Annotated in this window: 15 protein-coding genes; 7 read left to right on the top strand and 8 right to left on the bottom strand. The window is 51.6% G+C overall.

Annotated elements, in window-relative coordinates; genetic code table 11:
• Window positions 1–16: 16 nt before the first annotated feature.
• From IEY24_RS09195 to IEY24_RS09215, 5 genes are all read right to left on the bottom strand, one after another.
• Window positions 17–3,586 (bottom strand): TonB-dependent receptor, encoded by a 3,570-nt coding sequence (locus IEY24_RS09195; protein ID WP_188930872.1) that lies wholly within the window; start codon window positions 3,584–3,586, stop codon window positions 17–19.
• A 211-nt stretch (window positions 3,587–3,797) separates the two neighbouring features.
• Entirely contained in the window at window positions 3,798–4,898 is a 1,101-nt protein-coding gene (locus IEY24_RS09200) for a FecR family protein (RefSeq protein ID WP_188930874.1), read from the bottom strand.
• A gap of 86 nt (window positions 4,899–4,984) precedes the next feature.
• Window positions 4,985–5,578 carry an RNA polymerase sigma factor gene (locus tag IEY24_RS09205; protein WP_188930876.1) on the bottom strand — a complete coding sequence of 198 codons (594 nt, stop codon included), beginning with the start codon at window positions 5,576–5,578 and terminating at the stop codon, window positions 4,985–4,987.
• A 141-nt stretch (window positions 5,579–5,719) separates the two neighbouring features.
• Window positions 5,720–8,716, bottom strand: a complete 2,997-nt coding sequence (locus tag IEY24_RS09210; protein ID WP_188930878.1) for an ATP-binding protein — start codon at window positions 8,714–8,716, stop codon at window positions 5,720–5,722.
• Complete coding sequence (locus tag IEY24_RS09215) at window positions 8,713–9,123, bottom strand: response regulator (protein WP_188930880.1); 411 nt, start codon at window positions 9,121–9,123, stop codon at window positions 8,713–8,715. Before IEY24_RS09215 ends, IEY24_RS09210 begins: the two co-directional genes overlap by 4 nt.
• Before the next feature lie 337 nt (window positions 9,124–9,460).
• On the opposite strand from IEY24_RS09215, the gene IEY24_RS09220 reads away from it, so the two are divergent.
• The 5 genes from IEY24_RS09220 to IEY24_RS09240 all read left to right on the top strand — a co-directional run bounded on the left by IEY24_RS09220 (window position 9,461) and on the right by IEY24_RS09240 (window position 13,817).
• A complete protein-coding gene (locus tag IEY24_RS09220; protein WP_188930882.1) occupies window positions 9,461–10,048 on the top strand; it encodes a hypothetical protein in 588 nt (195 codons plus the stop codon).
• An 82-nt stretch (window positions 10,049–10,130) separates the two neighbouring features.
• Window positions 10,131–10,355, top strand: a complete 225-nt coding sequence (locus tag IEY24_RS09225) for a hypothetical protein (RefSeq protein WP_188930884.1) — start codon at window positions 10,131–10,133, stop codon at window positions 10,353–10,355.
• A gap of 132 nt (window positions 10,356–10,487) precedes the next feature.
• Window positions 10,488–12,893, top strand: coding sequence for a TonB-dependent receptor (locus IEY24_RS09230; RefSeq protein WP_188930892.1), 2,406 nt, complete (start codon window positions 10,488–10,490; stop codon window positions 12,891–12,893).
• Between the two features lie 139 nt (window positions 12,894–13,032).
• Window positions 13,033–13,365 (top strand): ArsR/SmtB family transcription factor, encoded by a 333-nt coding sequence (locus tag IEY24_RS09235; protein WP_188930893.1) that lies wholly within the window; start codon window positions 13,033–13,035, stop codon window positions 13,363–13,365.
• Between the two features lie 20 nt (window positions 13,366–13,385).
• On the top strand, window positions 13,386–13,817 hold the full coding sequence (locus IEY24_RS09240) for an SRPBCC family protein (RefSeq protein ID WP_188930895.1): 432 nt from the start codon (window positions 13,386–13,388) through the stop codon (window positions 13,815–13,817).
• On the opposite strand, the gene IEY24_RS09245 is transcribed toward IEY24_RS09240, so the two are convergent.
• On the bottom strand, window positions 13,814–14,860 hold the full coding sequence (locus IEY24_RS09245; RefSeq protein WP_188930897.1) for an SDR family oxidoreductase: 1,047 nt from the start codon (window positions 14,858–14,860) through the stop codon (window positions 13,814–13,816). The genes IEY24_RS09240 and IEY24_RS09245 overlap by 4 nt on opposite strands.
• A 6-nt stretch (window positions 14,861–14,866) precedes the next feature.
• Window positions 14,867–15,490 (bottom strand): NAD(P)H-dependent oxidoreductase, encoded by a 624-nt coding sequence (locus IEY24_RS09250; RefSeq protein WP_188930899.1) that lies wholly within the window; start codon window positions 15,488–15,490, stop codon window positions 14,867–14,869.
• Between the two features lie 97 nt (window positions 15,491–15,587).
• Here IEY24_RS09250 and IEY24_RS09255 point away from each other — a divergent pair, with 97 nt between their 5' ends.
• Window positions 15,588–16,511, top strand: coding sequence for a LysR family transcriptional regulator (locus IEY24_RS09255; RefSeq protein ID WP_188930901.1), 924 nt, complete (start codon window positions 15,588–15,590; stop codon window positions 16,509–16,511).
• A 68-nt stretch (window positions 16,512–16,579) separates the two neighbouring features.
• On the opposite strand, the gene IEY24_RS09260 is transcribed toward IEY24_RS09255, so the two are convergent.
• On the bottom strand, window positions 16,580–17,032 hold the full coding sequence (locus IEY24_RS09260) for an organic hydroperoxide resistance protein (RefSeq protein ID WP_188930903.1): 453 nt from the start codon (window positions 17,030–17,032) through the stop codon (window positions 16,580–16,582).
• A 405-nt stretch (window positions 17,033–17,437) separates the two neighbouring features.
• On the opposite strand from IEY24_RS09260, the gene IEY24_RS09265 reads away from it, so the two are divergent.
• Window positions 17,438–18,382, top strand: coding sequence for a heme-binding domain-containing protein (locus IEY24_RS09265; RefSeq protein WP_188930905.1), 945 nt, complete (start codon window positions 17,438–17,440; stop codon window positions 18,380–18,382).
• The last annotated feature ends 12 nt before the right edge of the window (window positions 18,383–18,394 follow it).

Consider the following 18,394-nt stretch of genomic DNA (forward strand, 5'->3'; position numbering starts at 1 on the left):
GTTTATATACAGTGAATTAGAATGTCAGATTTAAGCCAACCAGGAACTGGCGGGTGTTCGGATAAACCCCCTCGTCCAGGCCGAACGCCGTTGAACCGGCCACCTGGCTCTGTCCAACCTCCGGATCAGGACCCGAGTATTTGGTGATCGTGAACAAATTGGCGGTTTGCACATACACGCGCAGGCGGTCGATCTTCAATGCCTGTGTGAGGTGCTTAGGCAGGGTGTAGCCGATCTGTGCATTTTTGGCACGCAGGTAAGATCCATTTTCCACGTAATAGGAGTTTGGAACGTTAGTGGTACTGAATGAACCGGTATTTTCCTGGATAGGCGCGGTCGCATTCTTGTGCTCGGGCGTCCACGAATCGTACAATGCGGTATTGCTTTTTGCACCCTGGAAGTTGGTGTAGAAGTCGTGCCACCATTTCAGGTTATTCCAGATCTCGTTACCCTGAACGCCGTAGAGGAAAATCCCAAAGTCGAAGTTTTTGTAGGTAGCTCCGATATTGAGACCGTAGCTGAATTTAGGGCTGGGATTTCCAAGGAAAGTGCGGTCATCGGCCGTAATAACGCCGTCGCCATTAATATCCTTATAGCGGAAGCGGCCCACTTTCACTTCATTCTGGTAAACCGCGGCCGGGTTGCCCGAACGCTCTGCCGCTTGTGCATTGGCCTGGTCGATCTCCTGCTGAGTGTTCCAGAAACCTGCAATGTCATACCCGAAGAACTGACCGATCGAGTGATCCACCGCATTGCGTACAATAGCACTACCGTTGAAGCGGCGGCCTTCCTGATCGAAATAGCTCGCACCGTCGGTGATCTTGATAATCTTGTTGTTATAGGTCGTCAGCGTAGCGGTAGCATTCAGTTTCAGGTCCTTACCGATGGTTTTCTCGCCGTAAAGCGACATATCGATCCCCTTGTTGTTCATCTTTCCGATGTTCACCGCAGGCGCAGTACCCTGTCCTACCGTACCGGCGAGTTCAGGTGCGAAAAGCAGGTCCTTTATGTTTTTCTGATAATAGTCGATCGTGAATTCGACAGACCCATTGAACAGCGACGCATCGATACCGATATTGGAGTTGATATTTCCCTCCCATTTCGCAGCCGGGTTACCCACGGTAAGACGCTGGAAGCCCTGGGTGGTACTGTTACCCGTTCCTTTGATGTCGTAGAACGAATGGCTTCTGTTCTGACCATAAGTAGTGAATGCATTGGTCGGGTTCACGTTGAACTGGTTACCCATGATCCCCCAGCCTCCGCGGATTTTCAGGTCGTTAAGCCAGGTCACGCTTTTCATAAACTCTTCCTCCTTCATACGCCATCCCGCGCTCACAGCCGGGAACCAGCCATACTGGGAAGTAAAACGCGAAGAACCGTCGCGGCGCAGCGTTCCGCTCAGCAGGTATTTATCTTTGAAATTGTAATCGATACGGCCGATATACGAGAACAATGCATCCGCCGAACGGTTCGAGAAGTTGGTAGGCGTTCCCGAGCCCGACGATAAGCTGGTGTAATTCGGGTCGAAAGAGAAATAGCCTTGGGTAGAACCTCCTACTTCCCGGTACAAGCTGTTATAAGCCTCGGTACCCAGCAACACCTTCACATTATGGGTATTATTAAATGAATGCTCATAGGTAACGGTGTTCGTCCAGGTCCAGTTATAGCCCGAATTCACCCTTTCCGAATAAGCGTTCGTCGTTACATTTTCAGCATTCTCCCATTCAGGATAACCGAAAGTATTCTCCGTGTAGGTAAACCAGTTACCCCCGAAACTTGTACGGAAAGTGAAGTCTTTCAGGAAGTCCACCTCAGCGAACATATTCCCAAAGATGGAATTGGTCAGGCCCTGGTTATTGCGTGCCCGGTCACGGATAGCAACGGGATTTTTGGCATTCCCCAAACCACTGCCGAAAGAACCCGCATAATTACCCTTAATGTCGTACACCGGAATAATCGGCTGCATCCGGTAAGCCATACCGATCGCACTGCCTTCTTCCAGGATGCCGCTGCGCGGATTGTTCACCAGCGTAAGCGCGATATTCTCACCCACACGGATGTTTTTAGTCACATTATACTGGCTATTGGCCCGGATCGTGTAACGTTTCAGGTAGGTGTTCATCAGGTTGCCCTGCTGATTGAAATGGTTGAACGAGAACAGGTAGCTTCCTTGCTGCCCGCCTCCGCTTACCGAAAGGTTGTGGCTCTGGGTAGGCGCGCTTTTGAACACCTCGTGGAACCAGTCTGTACCCTGTTTGTTGGCCTTCACGATCCGATAGAACGAATCCATATCGGCTTTATCGGTGTAGTTCGGGTTGACATAATATTTCGAGAAATCCACACTGCCTTCACTTGCACCGGTTGGCACAATGTAATCGGGCAAAACGGGCGTCTGTCCATTGCCGTATTGCGGATCGTTGATCGCTGATCCCGAGTTTTTCAGCGCAAGAAATTTCAGATCCGCCATTCCCTGAGGCGAAAGGATATCGTAGACATTTCCTTTGGGGACACCCTGTGTTCCGTAAAACATGTCATAACTCACCTTCACTTTGCCGTTTCCGCGCTTGGTCGTGATAATCACCACACCATTGGATGCACGCGAACCGTAGATTGAAGCCGAGCCGGCATCCTTCAACACCTGCATTGTAGCCACGTCGTTCGGGTTCAGGTTGTTGATATCCTGGGTAGGAACGCCGTCCACTACGAATAATGGCGTGTTATTGCCAAATGAGTTGATACCGCGGATACGGATCTGAGGCGCCTGCCCCGGCTGGCCTGAGGTAAGGACAGTCACGCCTGAGGCGCGGCCTTGCAGCTGGTTGCTCAGGTTGGCATTAGGCTGCTCGGTCAGTTCAGCGACTTTTACAATTGACACCGCACCGGTAAGGTCCTTGCGATTGGCTGTTCCATAGCCCACAACCACCACTTCATTAAGAAGCTTTTCGTCCTGGGAAAGGGTCACATCGAGCGTGCCCTGGCCGGCTGCCACATCCACGTCCTTGGGAGTAAAACCTACAAAGCTGAATGTAAGCGTCACATTTCCATCCGGCGCGTCAATCTTGTACACGCCTTGCGCATCGGTGCCGGTCCCGCGGGATGTTCCCTTTACCACTACCGAAACACCCGGCAGAGAAGAGCCGCTCGCGTCGGTAACAGTACCAGAAATGCTGCGGTCCAGCGTGGCCGACTTGTAGCTTTGCGGATTGAGCTTTTCAACGGGCAGCTTCACTCTTTTCAGGATGATCTGTTTCCCCGAAACCTCAAAATCAAGGTCCAATGGTGTAAGAATGGTTTTCAATGCTTCGCCCAGCTGTTCCTGCCGGACATTCACACTCACCCTCCGTTCCGCCTTGATCAGATTGGAACTGTAAAGGAATTTTATTTTAACCTGGTCTTCAATCGCTGACAACACTTTACGGACGTCCTGATTCTGCATCTGGATCGTAATGCGGTTATTCAGGACCTCCTGCGCTTCGGTAACACCAGCCACGGCCACGGTCGTCAGGAGTGCAGCAATGATGAGTTGCATACAACTGAATCTCATAAGGATCTGCCAATAAGCATAGTTAGGATACAATTTTTTCATAACTTTACTAAGTTTTGTAACATGGAAAAATGGGCAAAACGAGTCCTCCATCCGCTGGTAACGGATGTATCTAACTGGGGATGAACTCAGGGTTGGTGATGGTGCAACATCATCAACCTTTTCTTTTTTAGGGAGTTTGTTTAAATCATAGAAGCAATCACGTTTTAGGGTTGTTAGTTAGGTTTGTTTGCATTGGTTAATGCTTTAAAAATCAATTACATCCGCGGCCGGTCACGACCATCTTTCCGTCCACTACTTCAAAACTCGCCTCGATGCCCTTGCAAATGAGTTCCATTTTCTCATAGAGGCTTTCGGTCGTGAACGAGGCCGTCAGAAGGCATTGGCCGAACAAACGGTCGTCATATACGATGTCGATCCCGTAGGTCTCCTCGATATTGCCGAGCAGCGCCGACACCGGCATATCCTGGAACTTCAGCAGCGGTGCTGGTAACACCGCCGAGGCAAGGATTTCCGGTGAGTCCACAAGCTCTTTGCGGATCTGCACCTGCTCACGTGAAAAAAGTACTTTCTGGTTGGGCGTGATGATCGTCCCTGCCAGTTCGGGGCTGGCTATCCCCTCGCATACTTCCGTATCGGTGCGCGGAAAAACGGAAACTTTGCCGGTTTTAACGCTCACTTCCACCTGGCGCGCATCTTCGAATGCCTTCACTATAAAACTCGTACCCAATACTTTGGTAACCAGCTCGTTGGAATATACTATAAATGGGCGCCGACGATTTTTGGTTACTGTAAAAAACGCCTCGCCCGACAGGTACACTTCCCGCAATGCATTCCGGACGAAGTCTTTACGATAACTCACGCTGCTTTTCGGCTGCAACAGAATCGTACTGCTATCGGGCAATGTGAGCAGGATCGGCGCGGTGGTCGTGTTGGTTTGCTCCATCAGGGGCGCGTCCACCGCCGACAACAATTCCTCATAACTTACGTGGTTGTCGTGCCGGTTGGGCTCTCGGAGCCAGCCTATGGCCAGCAAAACCACGGCAGCAGCCGACAACGACGCACCCAGCCGCAACCATAGTCCACGCATCGGCCAGCGACTTGTAGCCTCCTTCCGACTGTGGATCTCGTCGAGCATGGCTGTCACCTGCCCCTCAGTCGGGAAATCTTCTTCCATTTCGGACCGGATTCCCAGCAGGACCCATTTCGCGCTGGCAACGGCCTCCGCTTTTTCGGGGTGTGTAAGTAAAAAATTATTCCAAAACTCGCAGGACTCCTGAGACGGGGTTAATACCCAGGACTTGAAATATTGATCTTCCAGGAAATCAGTTACTTCGTAATGATAGTAACCCATCAGTATGAATATTTGATGAAAAAATTTAACACGGTGCTCAATAAGAAAGAGCACGTGCAATGACGGTTTAACTCACTTTTCGTGAATTATTTTAGAAGAAATAGAAATAATCCGGAGATAACGACCGAGATAGTGAGCTGGCGGAGCTTAGAAACAGCCCTTTGCACGAGGTTTCGTACCGATTGCTCATTGATCGTAAGTAGTTGGGAAATCTGGGAATAGCTGAAATCCTGGTAAAATCGCAGCATCATTACCTCATATTGCCGCCCTGGCAGGCTTTTCAGCCACGCATCGAGCTCGTCTTTCTGTTTTTGGGTCTGCTCCGATTCAATGATTTCGGTTTCTTTCGGGAGCGTTATGGGATGAAGGTCTTCGTCGATAAGATCCCAGCGCTCGTTGAAACGGCCGTTGCAAGCACGGTGAATGCGGCGCCGAAGCGAGCGGAAAAGGTAAAAGCGGGGAGATTCTGCATCGGCCAGGCGTTCGCGGCTCTGCCAGAGGTCAATAAACAAGTCCTGGACCAGGTCCTCAACCACCGCGTCGTCTGTAATCAGCTTTTTCCCGTAGCTGTAAAGTACCCTTACATACCGCTGATACAGCGAGGTAAATGCCTCCTCGTCGCCTTGCCGGAAGCGCTGCCACAGTATTCTATCATCGGTATCGGTAAAGGGAGAAGCCAAACAGTCGGGTTTTTGCTTTTTATCAAAAATACTAAAATATGTTTAAATAGAACAATTTTCGACCAAATCCCCTTCGAATATTAGCATTTTCCTATCCTATATTGACATCTTTAAACTCGTAAAATGCTGGTTACATAGCAATTACGCTGGAAACCAGATGTTGAATATCGCCCCTTCTCCCGGATGCGATTCGGCGGACAGGAAGCCCTCGTGCTGCTCCACGATCTTTTTGACGATGCTCAGGCCTATCCCCGTGCCGGCATACTCACTCCGGCGGTGGAGCCGCTGGAATAATGCGAATATCTTCTCGCTAAACTCGGGTTCGAAACCAATGCCATTGTCCTTTACGCATATGTGGTGGTAGCTGTTGTCGGCCAGCTCGACGGGTGCCAGCGGGATTTCGCGGCCTGATTCCCGGCTGCTCGTAATCCGTATTTCCGGCGCCACAACCGAGAACTTGAGCGAATTACTAATCAGGTTTGAAAACAGCTGATTCATTTGCAAAAGGTTCGCGTCGATTATCGGAAGGTTTTCAACCAACAGCACGGCTTGCTTCTCCTGGATAGCCAGTTCAAAATCGACGCTAATATCGTCTATCACTTTGTTCAGATCGACCCGCTGCAAGGCTTCTCCGTTTTTCGAGAGCCTGCTATACGACAATACCGACTGGATAAGCTCGCCCATTCGCTGTGCAGAAGTGTATATTTTCTGAAAATAGCCTTTCGAAAGCTCGCTATCGAAATTGTTCCGCTCGATCAGGTGAATGAATGTCTGTATCTTCCTGAGCGGCTCCTGAAGATCGTGGCTGGCCACATAATTGAAAGATTCGAGCTCCCTGTTGGCATTCACCAACTCCTGCGTGCGCTGCTCGACTTTCCGTTCCAGCTCCTCGGTAATCTTATTGCGCTCGCCCAACATCCGTATCTGCGCCTGCGCCCGTACGATCAGCTCCTTGCTTGAAAACGGCTTCACAATGTAATCGTCCGCACCAATCTCGATTCCCTCGATCCTTGAATCCTCCCCGGCCCGCGCCGTGATCAGGATTACGGGTGTGTGGCATAGCACCGGGTCGCTTTTCACGGCCTTCAGCAGCTCCGTCCCGTCCATCTGGGGCATCATAATATCGCTCAACACGAGCGCAGGCCGATGCTTCCGGATCAGTTCCAGCGCTTCAAGACCGTTAGGGGCCGTCAATACTTTATACTTATTCCCCAAAAGCGACCGGATATGCTCCCGCATATCGGCATTGTCGTCGGCAATGAGTATGCAATCCCGCCGACGGTCGTCATGGCAATTGTCAGCCACCGGCTCTTTTTCCGCAGAAGCCAGCAGGCTCTCGGCTTCGCTTACATAGAAATCCGAAATGGCGTCTTCTACTTCTGGGTTGGTGTCGTACACCTGCGAGGCCTCGAGGTGCCCTTTGCCTTCGGGTATTGTTGCCGTAAAGCGGCTCCCCACACCCTCCGTGCTTTCGACGCCGATCGTCCCGCCGTGCAGCCTGACCAATTCCTTGATGAGTGACAACCCTATCCCCGTGCCCTCGTAGGTCCGGCCTCCGGAATTTTGCACCCGGTGAAAACGCTCGAACATGTGCGGGATCTCGTGCGCGGGAATGCCGACGCCCGTATCGCTCACCGACAGCCGCACCTGGCCGTCGTGCGCATCGAGTTCCAGCGTGATTTTTCCTTTTAATGTATATTTGAATGCATTCGATAGCAGGTTAAAGACCACTTTCTCCCACATTTGGCGGTCTACATAAGCATAGCATGTGTTACCGCCGATCCTCACCTCAAATTCCAGTTCTGCTTTTTCGATGACCGAACGGAAATTGGAAGCAAGGTTCTGCGTGTAGGAAGCCATATCGGTCTTTACGAACCGCGCATGTCCCCGGCCGTCTTCCATCCTGCTGAAATCCAGCAGCGTATTCACGAGTTTGAGCAGGCGCAATGCATTACGGTGCGTCACTTCCACTTTCGCGCTTTCCGCCTCCGACCATTCCGTCGTGCCACGGTTCATCAGTTCTTCCAGCGGGCCAAGCATCAGCATCAGCGGCGTCCGGAATTCGTGACTGATATTGGTGAAGAACAAGGTTTTGGCCCTATCCAACTCTTCCAACGCCCGGAGCCTCCGTTGCTCCTCCTCGTATGCCATTACATTGCCAAGGCCCAATGCAATGCGGTCGGCGATCTGTTGAAGAAAATTCCGGTAAGCCTCGTCAAATTTGCGATATGGATTCAGCCCGACGGCCAGCAGCGCAAGCGGGGATTTTCGGCTCGCCGACCGAATAGGCAGGTACACCACGTATCTGGGCGGCACATCCCAGCCACCTTTGGCGAGATTTTTCCAATCTCCGCGGTTAATCGCCTCGGTCATCCGGTTTTGCTGCACGGTCGCCGCCAGTTGCTCGTAACGATCACCCGGCTCAGCCAGACGGATCTGTTCATCCAGAAGCGGGCTGGCCCGGTCCACACCCGACGTTGCAACGAGATGGGCATGTGCTCCGTCATCGGACACCCGGTACATGACCGCAAACGGAAAGTCCAGCGGGTTGGCCAACAATGCCCGCCCCACCTGCGCGAACACTTCGTCTTCCCGCTTCTTTTCGCCCAGCGAGTCGAGCTGCTGCATGGTTTTGAGCGCGCGTTCACTGAGAATACGCTCTGTATCAGCCGTGTTGTAGCAGATCATCCCTGCCGGGCGACCATCGTCGCCCAACACGGGCGTGTATGAAAAAGTATAATATGTTTCTTCCGGGAACCCGCTCCGCACCATGATCAGCAGCCGCGATTCCTCGTAGGTGCCTTCGTCGCGCTCCATTGCCCGGGAAAGCATAGGTTCTATATCCTTCCAGATGTCTTTCCAGACGACAGACGCAGGCTCACCGAGCGCGTGCGGATGCTTACCCCTTACAATATCAATATAGGCGTCATTGTAAAATTTCAGAAGTCTCGGCCCCCACCCGATCCATATCGGCTGTTTCGAGCTAAGCATGATCCGGATACAGGTTCTCAGGCTTTGCGGCCAGTCCCGGGGACTTCCGAGTTCAGTTGCCTGCCAATCGAATTCCCGTATGCGTCGTCCCATTTCGCCTCCACCTGCCAAAAATTCAAGGGTGGTTTGTTCCTTCGGGTCGGTCATAAAGGCAAACGGTTATCGATCACTGAACTAAATTCTCTGCGAAGCTCTTCAATGTCAGGACTTTTCTTCATAAAACCGGAAGCACCCAGTTCCATGCACTTCGTCACGATCTCCTTTTGATCCGAAGTCGAATACATATAGACGGGCGTCTTCCCCAGCCGCGGGTTTTGTTTCAATGCTGTGAGCAATTCCATCCCATTCATTTTGGGCATATTGATATCGATAAAAATCAGGTGAGGCTGATAGCCGCCGTCACCGAGTTTTTCCAGCGCCTGGATACCGTCGCATGCAAATTCGCATTCCACGCCCGTGCCTGTGTCCTGCATGGTAAGCAGGAAAATCTCCTGATCATCGACATCATCGTCCACCAGGAGAATTGAAATGTTTCCGGGTATCATCGTCTTCATTGGTAATCTGAGTGTCGGCCCAGGCTCCTTATCACCCTATACGTCCGTGGCCCCATAGCCCGACTATCGCAAGCAATGCAAAAGTTGTTCCATCCTGGCCGATTCTGAACCGGCCCCGGATGTGGGGACTTAACCTTGCCTAAAATGAGCATGCAGACGCCCTGTTGGTACTTTCGGCCGCGATAATAGGGAAAAATTTGCACGAATATTCCAAAACGGGGAAACGATGTTTAAGAATACAATTGTAGAATTTCTTCAAAAAGCAATACTACAAAAGTAGAATTAATTAACTTTTCGGTATACTTGCGGACACAAACATTTAGCCAATACAATTTTCATGAAGAAAAATCTCCTCCACCTGTGGCTGCTCGTGTTCATGACAGCGGTGTCCTTCTCGTGTAGCGACGACCACGGTACCGACCCCGAGACAATCAAACTCGAAGATTCCTGGAAAGCCCCCTGGACTTCGCAGAAAGTACTCGACATCGCCAAGGGCCAGCGCCCCGACCCGTCGGTGTACCTCGACCAGAAGTATATCGACTTCCACCTTGCGCAATTCAACGGCGGCGCGACTTATCTTGTCTCCAAATCATCATTGGACAAGTATGGTCGCGACACGCTCGGCTACCCCGACAACACGCAATTTGTAATGACCAAGACCGAAATGGACGCCATGCTGACCAAAACCGGCAAGGACATCAGTAAGATTGAAACAGAACTGGGTATACCGGCCGGTAGCTGGAAAGGCCTGGAAATGGTAAGGATATCAATCCCCGACCCCAAGGGATTGAATGTACGCGTTCCTTCGGGCAACGAAATGGGCGCCAACAGCCTCTGGCTGCCAGGCGGGCACCTTCCGACGGGCTATTCCGAAGCGGTTGTCAACAAGATACCAAAAGGAAAATATACAGAAACACCACTATAACTATGAAATCGGGACAGCGCGTAGGGCTACGCGCTGTCCTTTCTTTTTGACGTATATTTAGCCCCGCATAACGCTTATTTACATGAAAGAAATTGCCAAGGAAGCCTGGAACTACACTTTTTCCGAACAGCAGCCCGGAGACTACATCCTCTCGGTGGTATGTGGAGGGGTGGGCTTGTACGACTTTGCAATACGTCTCACAGCCACACAAATTGCTGACTATGAGCGGGAAGGCATTCCTTACATTACCCGTCTGGCCGAACAGATACGTCACGACCAAACCCCGTTCCACCGGCAGAGGGCCTGACACCATTCTCCTGTTTTTCAAGCTGATTAACAAAATCTGAAAGGCCTTCCGGGGCCTTTTTTTCTTTTCCGTGCAACGTTTCCGGAACTCGGTCGTCATTGCATGCATCGAACAGTCGTTAATTAGCCATGTATGAAAACACCCCTACTCACCCTGGCCATCCTGGCCCTCACCATGAATTTCCTGTCGGCCCAACATGTGCGCATTTCGGGGCTACTGATGGACTCCACGGCCAGTAAACCCGTCGAGTTCGCGACGGTGGCATTGCTGAAAGACGGGAAGATCACCGAAGGCGTTACCGCCGATGCCAAAGGCCGGTTTGTATTTGCCAAAGTCGCGCCAGGCGTGTACATTGTCCAGGCCTCCCTGATGGGCTACACCAGCAAAACCTTTGGTCCGGTACATGCCGACAAAGAAGATGTCGAAATCGGCGTGATCAAACTCGCCGCCGCGGCGCAAAACCTGAAAGAAGTGACCGTGAGCGAGCAGAAGGCCCTGTTCGAGGAGCGATCCGACAGGATGGTTTATAATGCGGAGAAAGACATTAGCATTAAAGGCGGGGACGCTACCGATGTTTTGAAGAAGATACCGTCCATTGCGGTGGATATCGAAGGTAACGTACAGCTGCGTGGAAGCGGCAACATCAAGGTTCTCATCAACAACAAGCCTTCCAACGTCGTTGCCCGAAGCGTTTCCGAAGCACTGAAACAGATTCCGGCCGACATTATCAAGCAAGTGGAAGTAATCACCTCGCCTTCTGCCAAATACGACGCGGAAGGAACGGCAGGCATCATTAATATTATTACCAAAAAGAATACACTGAAAGGCACCAACGGATCGATCAGCCCGAACTTCGGGCAATGGAACAACTGGCCGAATGCCAGCATCAGCCACCGCAACAAGGGCCTGACACTTTCTGCGAACGGCGGGTTCAGCAACTGGAAAAACAAACGCTACATGCAGCAGCTGCGCACCTTCACCAACGGCGATACCGTCACCAACCAGGACCAGATGCAATGGATAAACGGCAGGGGAAAGAACTTCTACGGAACTTTCAATGCCGACCTGGATATCGACTCGCTCAATCGCATCGGTGCAGGGATTAACTACTATAATGGCATCAATACCAACAGGTTCGACATTACTTTCGACGAAAGCAGCCAGGGCGTTTCCGGCCAGTACTTCCAACGCGATATGCGCCGGACCTACGACTGGCAGGGTGCGACGGTCAACTTCGATTATACCCGTTTGTTCAAGAAACCAAAACGGGAGCTCGCCTTGCTGATGATGTACTCTTTTGAAGGAGAGGACAGCGATTACGACTCCGACGTCGCAACCCGCGAGAATGCAGTGTACTACCGCGAAAAGAGTTATAATATCAGCAATAATAAGGAAGGGACGATTCAGCTCGACTTCACCAACCCGCTCGACAGCATCAGCACGCTCGAAACCGGTACCAAAACCATTTTCCGCAAGATCCTGAGCGATTACCGCATATCCAGTGCCATCGACGGTTCCGACGATTTCCACGATATGCCACAGCAGGCCAACGTATTCGATTACGCCCAGCAGGTGACCTCCGCATACCTTGTTTATAACCGCACGCCGAAAAAGAAATGGGGTATCAACCTTGGCGCACGTTACGAGCACACGTTCATACAAGCCAACTTCCTGAACGGTACCGCGGCTTTTTCCAACAATTACGGAAACCTTATTCCGAGCGTGAGCCTGTCGCGGAGTCTTAAAAAGAACCAGCAGGTCAGGCTGAGCTACACCCAGCGCATTCAGCGGCCGCAGTTCTTTTTCCTCAACCCATATGTAAACCAGGCCGACTCCAAGAACCAATACGGTGGCAACCCGTACCTGAAACCCGAGCTGACGCACTCCGTGGAAGCGAATTACAGCGTATCGATCAAGCAGACAAGCATTAACGCGTCCTTTTTCCTGCGCCAGACCAACAACGCGATCGAGAGCATCAGCAGCGTCGACAGTACCGGCGTATTGAAACAGATTTTCCAGAATGTAGCCGAGAACTCCGCTTACGGCCTGAACCTGAGCGCCAATACGAAACTCATGAAGCAATGGACCGTCAACGGCTCGCTGAACCTCTTTTATAATGTACTGGAAAGCGCCGAGCTCAAAACCCGCAACGCCGACTGGATGTACCGCATCAACCTGAACTCGACAATCGATTTCGGCAAGGGCATCAAAGCGCAGCTCTTCGGGTTCTACAACTCGCCGCGCGTGAACCTTCAGGGTAGCTATGGCGGCTTTGGGTTCTATAATATTGTAATACAAAAAGAAGTGCTGAAGAAGAAAGGAACGATCGGGTTTGGCTATGACAATCCGTTCAACCGCAGAATACGGTGGAAAAACGATTTCGTAGGCGCCAACTTTGTGCAGACGCAGGACGTAGCCATGTACCGCCGCGGGTGGCGCCTCAACCTAAAATATGAATTCGGACAGGTGTCCGGTGGTCAGCGCCAGAAAAAACGGATCAGCAATGACGACAAGAAGTCTGGTGAAGGAAATAATTAAGGTTCAACAGTATTACTAAATCGGACAAAAAAGCCCGGGTTTCTCAAAAAACCCGGGTATTTTTTTGGAAACCGTATGGTTTCATTTATATTTGGAAACCATACGGTTTCCATTTTATTTTCCATTAGTTGTAAAACCCATGAACCAGACGCGGCGCGATGTTTTTCAGGCTATTTCGGACCCTACCCGTCGGGAGATCATCCATTTGCTCGCCCGGCGGACGCTCAATCTGAACAACGTCGCCGATCATTTCACGATCAGCCGGCCGGCTGTTGCGAAACACATCCGCATACTCACCGAATGCGGACTCGTCGTTGTCCGGACCCGTGGCCGCGAAACCTTCTGCGAGGCCGATTTGAAGGGCCTTAAACAGGTTTCGGAATGGGCCAATACCTACCAGGAATTCTGGAATAATAAGCTGGACGCACTCGAACGCTTCCTGGACGAAAACCCTTCGGATGAAAACCTCTGAACTTTTAACCCATAACAACTATGGCTTTTGAACCTTTTGTTTTAGAAAGAGTACTGAATGCCCCGCCGGCGCGCGTGTGGAGAGCTCTTACCGACGCGGGCCAGATGAAAAAATGGTATTTCGATATCCCGGAATTTAAAGCGGAAACCGGCTTCGAGTTCGAATTTACAGCCGGAAGCGAGGAACGGCAATACCGCCATCTCTGCAAGGTCACAGAGGCTGAGCCGAACCGGAAACTCGCCTATTCCTGGCGCTACGCCGACTATCCCGGCGACTCCGAAGTAAGTTTCGAGCTGATCCCCGAGGGTGATAAAACCCGACTGCGCCTCACGCACAAGGGCCTTCATACCTTCCCGAAAGACCATCCCGATTTCAGACCCGAAAGCTTCTCTGCGGGCTGGAACCACATTATCGGGAAGAGCCTGGCCGAGTTTGTCGAGCAGGAAGGTTAAGGAATTACCTTTTCGGCACGCAACTGATCGAATATGCGGTAGAACATTTGTTCGGTATCCGCATATTCGTGAAAGCCCAGCCGCCTGGCCTTGGAACCGTCTGCGAGAAAATCATAATTCCAGGAAAAGACGAAATCTCCGAATGGCCAGGCGGACAATGCTTTGTAGCCATATTGCAATCCATGGCGCTCGCGCAGCGCTTCCCACACCGGCGCCTTGTCGCGCATGACCTCCGCGAGGGGGAGTTGCACGGGCGAAGCGGTTTCCAATCCGAAATAGCGACCAAGCTTAGGCCACATTTCTTCCCAGCGAAACAGGTCGCCGTTGTTGATATTAAACGCCTGATTCACGGCTTCCGGCGTAGTAGCGGCCCACACGGTGGCTTTGGCCAGCAAATCCGCGTCGGTTAGCTCGATCAACGGATGATAGGCGCCCGGCTTTCCCGGAAACCGGAAAGGCACATTCAATTCCTTGCTAATGGAAGCATAAACGGCAATCAGCGACACCAGATTGAGCGGGTTACCGGGTGCAAAACCACCCACCACCGACGGCCTGATAGCCGACCAGTTCCATTGCTTGCCTTCCTGCGCCAAAGTAATGTACCGTTGCTGTTCCGTCATAAATTCGGGAAGCATAATAGGCGGGTCGTCCTCCCGTGCGGGCGTCCTGAACGGCCCCAGATGCGCGCCGTACACTTTATAGCCCTGCATGAAACTGACATGTTCCAGTTTGGGCGACACTTTTTCGATAGTTTCCACCACGTTCCTGAACATGGCCATGTTGGGCGCTACCAGTTCGGCCCAGGTCGGCTTGTCCTGATAGGCCGTATAAAAAACGTGGGTTACCCGGTCCAATGCTCCAAATTTGGCTGCTACATCCGCCTCGTCGAGCAAATCGACTATAATGGTTTCGACATTTCCCGGCAGCGGCTTTCTCGATGTTCCTATTACTTTCCAATCGGGCAGCGATTGCAAATAGGCTGTCAGGTTTTTACCGATTACCCCGCTTGCTCCCACGACCAATGCTGTTTTTAGCTTTTCCATGGCCCGTTACGCTTGATATGCTATTTCCTGATTACTGAATATACCTTCCAAATGCGCCAGGTATTGATTCTTGTATGCATCGACACGCTCGGGCGTCGCGTTCTTTTCGAGATCGTGGAAATGCATGCCGTCCAGCTGCGCTAATCCTGCAAACGCATTCATCCGGTGAAAACCGAACATCACACCTTCATCCACCGAGTGTTCGCGGAAGAACTCGCCCGGTAATGTGAATGCCGTTTCCGGAGCGTTCCAGGTGGTGGTGAGCATGTATTTGCGGCCGTGGAGCATTCCGCCGGTGCCGTAGTTGATCGCCGGATTATCGGTTTTGCGGCCGTCGCTTCGATAAATGCCTTTGCGGTGGCCTGCGGTGAAGACGATGTCGATGTATTCTTTCAATTTATAAGGCATCGAGAACCACCATATAGGCGTATGGTATACGACCACATCGGCCCAAACGAATTTCTTCACTTCCTCATCCGGGTCGTAGGACTCGTTAATGTCTGTTACTTGCAGCTCAAAGCCGTTTTCTTCCGTAAAATAGGATTGGTCAAGTCCGGTCAGTGTATGATTAAATTTCCCTCCGGAATGCGCAAAATGCTGACCGCCGTTGATGACAAATATCTTTTTCATGTTCTGTTTGATTTTGATGCTACAAATTTCCGGCAGCTTAACTCATTATCAAAATAACTTAAATTGTATATTTGTATCATAAAACTTATAGAAAGGTATGGTACTCAATCTGGAATGGCTCCGCACTTTCAAGGCGATCTATGAAACGGGGACGCTCTCGGCGGCGGCCCAGGAGCTTTTTATATCGCAACCAGGCGTAAGCCTGCATTTAAACTCACTGGAAGCCTATACCGGGCACAAACTGTTCGACCGGTCGCCGCGGAAAATGGTACCAACCGAGAAGGGAAAGGTATTATACAACTTCGTGCTCGACCCACTGCGCAAGCTGGAAGCCGTGGAACAGCATTTTCATAAAAGCTCCAAGTCCGAGCGGCCGACGATCAGCGTCGGGATGTGTTTTGAAACATTCCAGTACACGCTCGAAGAGCATATTGCCTCATTGCCGTTTAACCTCATTATTAAATTCGGCGAATACCCGCAAATGCAGCAGGACCTCGACAACGGCCTGCTCGACCTGATCGTCACGCCACAGCAGGGCAGCCAGCAAAACCTGGTTTACAAGCCATTTTCCAAAGAAAGGATTGTGCTCATCGCTGGTAATCAGACCGACATCGACCCGCTGATCGATCTGCTCGGCCAGCCGAATAAGACGGAAGCCGCCAACTGGCTCAAACAGCAGATCTGGTACAGCACGGCTGCCGACATGGAGCATTTGAAGAATTTCTGGCTGAAAAATTTCGAGCAGCACCCCGATTTCCGCCCTAATTACATTGTCCCCAACATTTGCTCCATCATCCGTTGCCTCAGCGACGGCGAGGGCTTCTCGATCGTCCCGCATTTCCTATGCGTGGAGGCCATGGAAGCCGCGCAGATCCAGCTCGTATGGGAAGGCAGCACGCCGCTGGAAAACACGCTGTATTTCGGGACAAGGAAAAAGACCATTTATCAAAAGGAGATCGAGCAGTTGCAGGAGCTGTTTGTGAGCAAATGGAAAGCTCCGGAAGCCATAGCATTGGCCTGAGTTAATACAAAAATCCCCGCCCGGGATAAACCGGACGGGGCTGTCGAGGAAGTACTGTACTTAACCTATCAGATACTCACGTTAATAGTGACGTTGATATTCCCCCGCGTCGCTTTGGAATAAGGACAAGTCTGGTGCGCCGATTCGATCAGAATGCGGGCAGTTTCTTCGTCCAGGCCGGGCAGGCTTACATTCAGGCGGGCTTGCAGGAAATATTCGGCCTTAGTGAGACCCAGGTCTACCTCTGCATCCACCGCTGTACCTTCCGGCAAAGCAACTTTTTTCTTCGCGGCTGCTATGCCGATTGCCCCGATAAAACATGCTGACCAGCCCGCGGCAAAAAGCTGCTCAGGATTGGTACCAGCGCCATTGGAGCCCGGTGATGACAATTTAATGTCCAGATTACCATCCGAACTGCGTGAAACGCCGTCGCGGCCGCCAGAGGTGTGGGTTTTCCCTGTATAGAGAACTTTATCGATGGTGGTATTACCTGCTACTTGAGCGATTTCGATTGTTTCCATGATTTTGACCGGGTCGCCGGTACGATTAAATTAAAGTTTGATTTTGTAGTCTTTTAATAGTTTGCAATTCTGCGCAAAATCAGCGTTTCCGCTGCGATTTCTGATACAAATAGACTACAATTCCGTCGCACCCAACACCGCAAAATAACCCGACTGGACAGATTGAAAGCCCAACTGGACAAAGAACGTCGCGAGCTCGGCAATTTCAGTCTGAGCCGCCCCGTCCGCTCAGACTGAAATTGCCCTTCCTCCCCTTCCTCCTTCCTCCTTCCTCCCTTCCTCCCTTCCTCCCTTCCTCCCTTCCTCCCTCCCCCGTCCATTCCAGCCCCGAATATGTCCAGTTCGGCCCGAATCCAATTCCCCACGACGGCTCCTAACCCTACTTTTGAGAAAAAACAAACCGCAATGAAGACCCTGAAACACCACACATTCCGCAACATTGCAGCCGTGCTCGCAGGCATCTTTTTCACGAGTTTCGTTGTATTGCAGGTTAATAGCCCAGAGATCGAAAATCCGCCCGTAACGTCGGAATTTCACGGACCGGAAGAGGTAACCCGCATTCTGAAACGCTCGTGCTACGATTGCCATTCCAACGAAACCAACCTGCGCTGGTACGACAAGGTCGCACCGTTCTCCTACAAAGTCGCTGCCGACGTCGAGGAAGCCCGCAAACGGTTCAATTTTTCGGAATGGGACAGCATTCCCAAGGGCGAGCAGGAAGGCAAGCTCTGGTACATTGTCAATATGATCGAGGCCGGCCGGATGCCGCTACCTGAGTACACAGCCACACACCCGTCCGCAAAAGTGACGCCTGCGGAGCTTACTGTCCTGAAAAACTACGTGACCAGCATATCGCAAAAGCATTATGCCACCGGAGACACAGCCAAGATCGTTGACAAGCCTAAAGTCGCAAACGTGCCAACCTCCGTCATTGGCATTCGCTATTTCGATGATTACAAAAACTGGAAGGTGATTAGCACCACAGGCCGTCCCGACAATGGTACCTCACGCATAATCTACGGAAACGACATTGCCGTGAAAGCCCTGGAAGAAAACGACATCCTTCCCTGGCCCGACGGTGCGGTGATCGTGAAAGTAGTTTGGAACAGCCAGGCACCCGACGCCGACGGCAATGTAAAACCCGGCAACTTCAACAACGTCCAGATGATGGTCCGCGACGCGAAAAAGTTTGCCGGAACCGAAGGCTGGGGCTTCGCCCGGTTCGGCGGGCTTGATTTGAAACCCTACGGCAAGACGACCGCATTCGCGACCAGCTGCATCAATTGCCACCAGTTGGCCAAGGGAACCGGGTTCGTATTCGACATTCCGACCAAACCGGCTCAGCGGTGACAGCCTGAACAT

This window comes from Dyadobacter endophyticus, from assembly GCF_014641595.1.
Lineage (GTDB): Bacteria > Bacteroidota > Bacteroidia > Cytophagales > Spirosomataceae > Dyadobacter > Dyadobacter endophyticus.

Coding starts and splice junctions, on each gene's coding strand:
- IEY24_RS09195 (WP_188930872.1), bottom strand. CDS start 3,586: ATGAAAAAATTGTATCCTAACTATGCTTATTGGCAGATCCTTATGAGA.
- IEY24_RS09200 (WP_188930874.1), bottom strand. CDS start 4,898: ATGGGTTACTATCATTACGAAGTAACTGATTTCCTGGAAGATCAATAT.
- IEY24_RS09210 (WP_188930878.1), bottom strand. CDS start 8,716: ATGACCGACCCGAAGGAACAAACCACCCTTGAATTTTTGGCAGGTGGA.
- IEY24_RS09215 (WP_188930880.1), bottom strand. CDS start 9,123: ATGAAGACGATGATACCCGGAAACATTTCAATTCTCCTGGTGGACGAT.
- IEY24_RS09220 (WP_188930882.1), top strand. CDS start 9,461: ATGAAGAAAAATCTCCTCCACCTGTGGCTGCTCGTGTTCATGACAGCG.
- IEY24_RS09225 (WP_188930884.1), top strand. CDS start 10,131: ATGAAAGAAATTGCCAAGGAAGCCTGGAACTACACTTTTTCCGAACAG.
- IEY24_RS09230 (WP_188930892.1), top strand. CDS start 10,488: ATGAAAACACCCCTACTCACCCTGGCCATCCTGGCCCTCACCATGAAT.
- IEY24_RS09235 (WP_188930893.1), top strand. CDS start 13,033: ATGAACCAGACGCGGCGCGATGTTTTTCAGGCTATTTCGGACCCTACC.
- IEY24_RS09240 (WP_188930895.1), top strand. CDS start 13,386: ATGGCTTTTGAACCTTTTGTTTTAGAAAGAGTACTGAATGCCCCGCCG.
- IEY24_RS09245 (WP_188930897.1), bottom strand. CDS start 14,860: ATGGAAAAGCTAAAAACAGCATTGGTCGTGGGAGCAAGCGGGGTAATC.
- IEY24_RS09250 (WP_188930899.1), bottom strand. CDS start 15,490: ATGAAAAAGATATTTGTCATCAACGGCGGTCAGCATTTTGCGCATTCC.
- IEY24_RS09255 (WP_188930901.1), top strand. CDS start 15,588: ATGGTACTCAATCTGGAATGGCTCCGCACTTTCAAGGCGATCTATGAA.
- IEY24_RS09260 (WP_188930903.1), bottom strand. CDS start 17,032: ATGGAAACAATCGAAATCGCTCAAGTAGCAGGTAATACCACCATCGAT.
- IEY24_RS09265 (WP_188930905.1), top strand. CDS start 17,438: ATGAAGACCCTGAAACACCACACATTCCGCAACATTGCAGCCGTGCTC.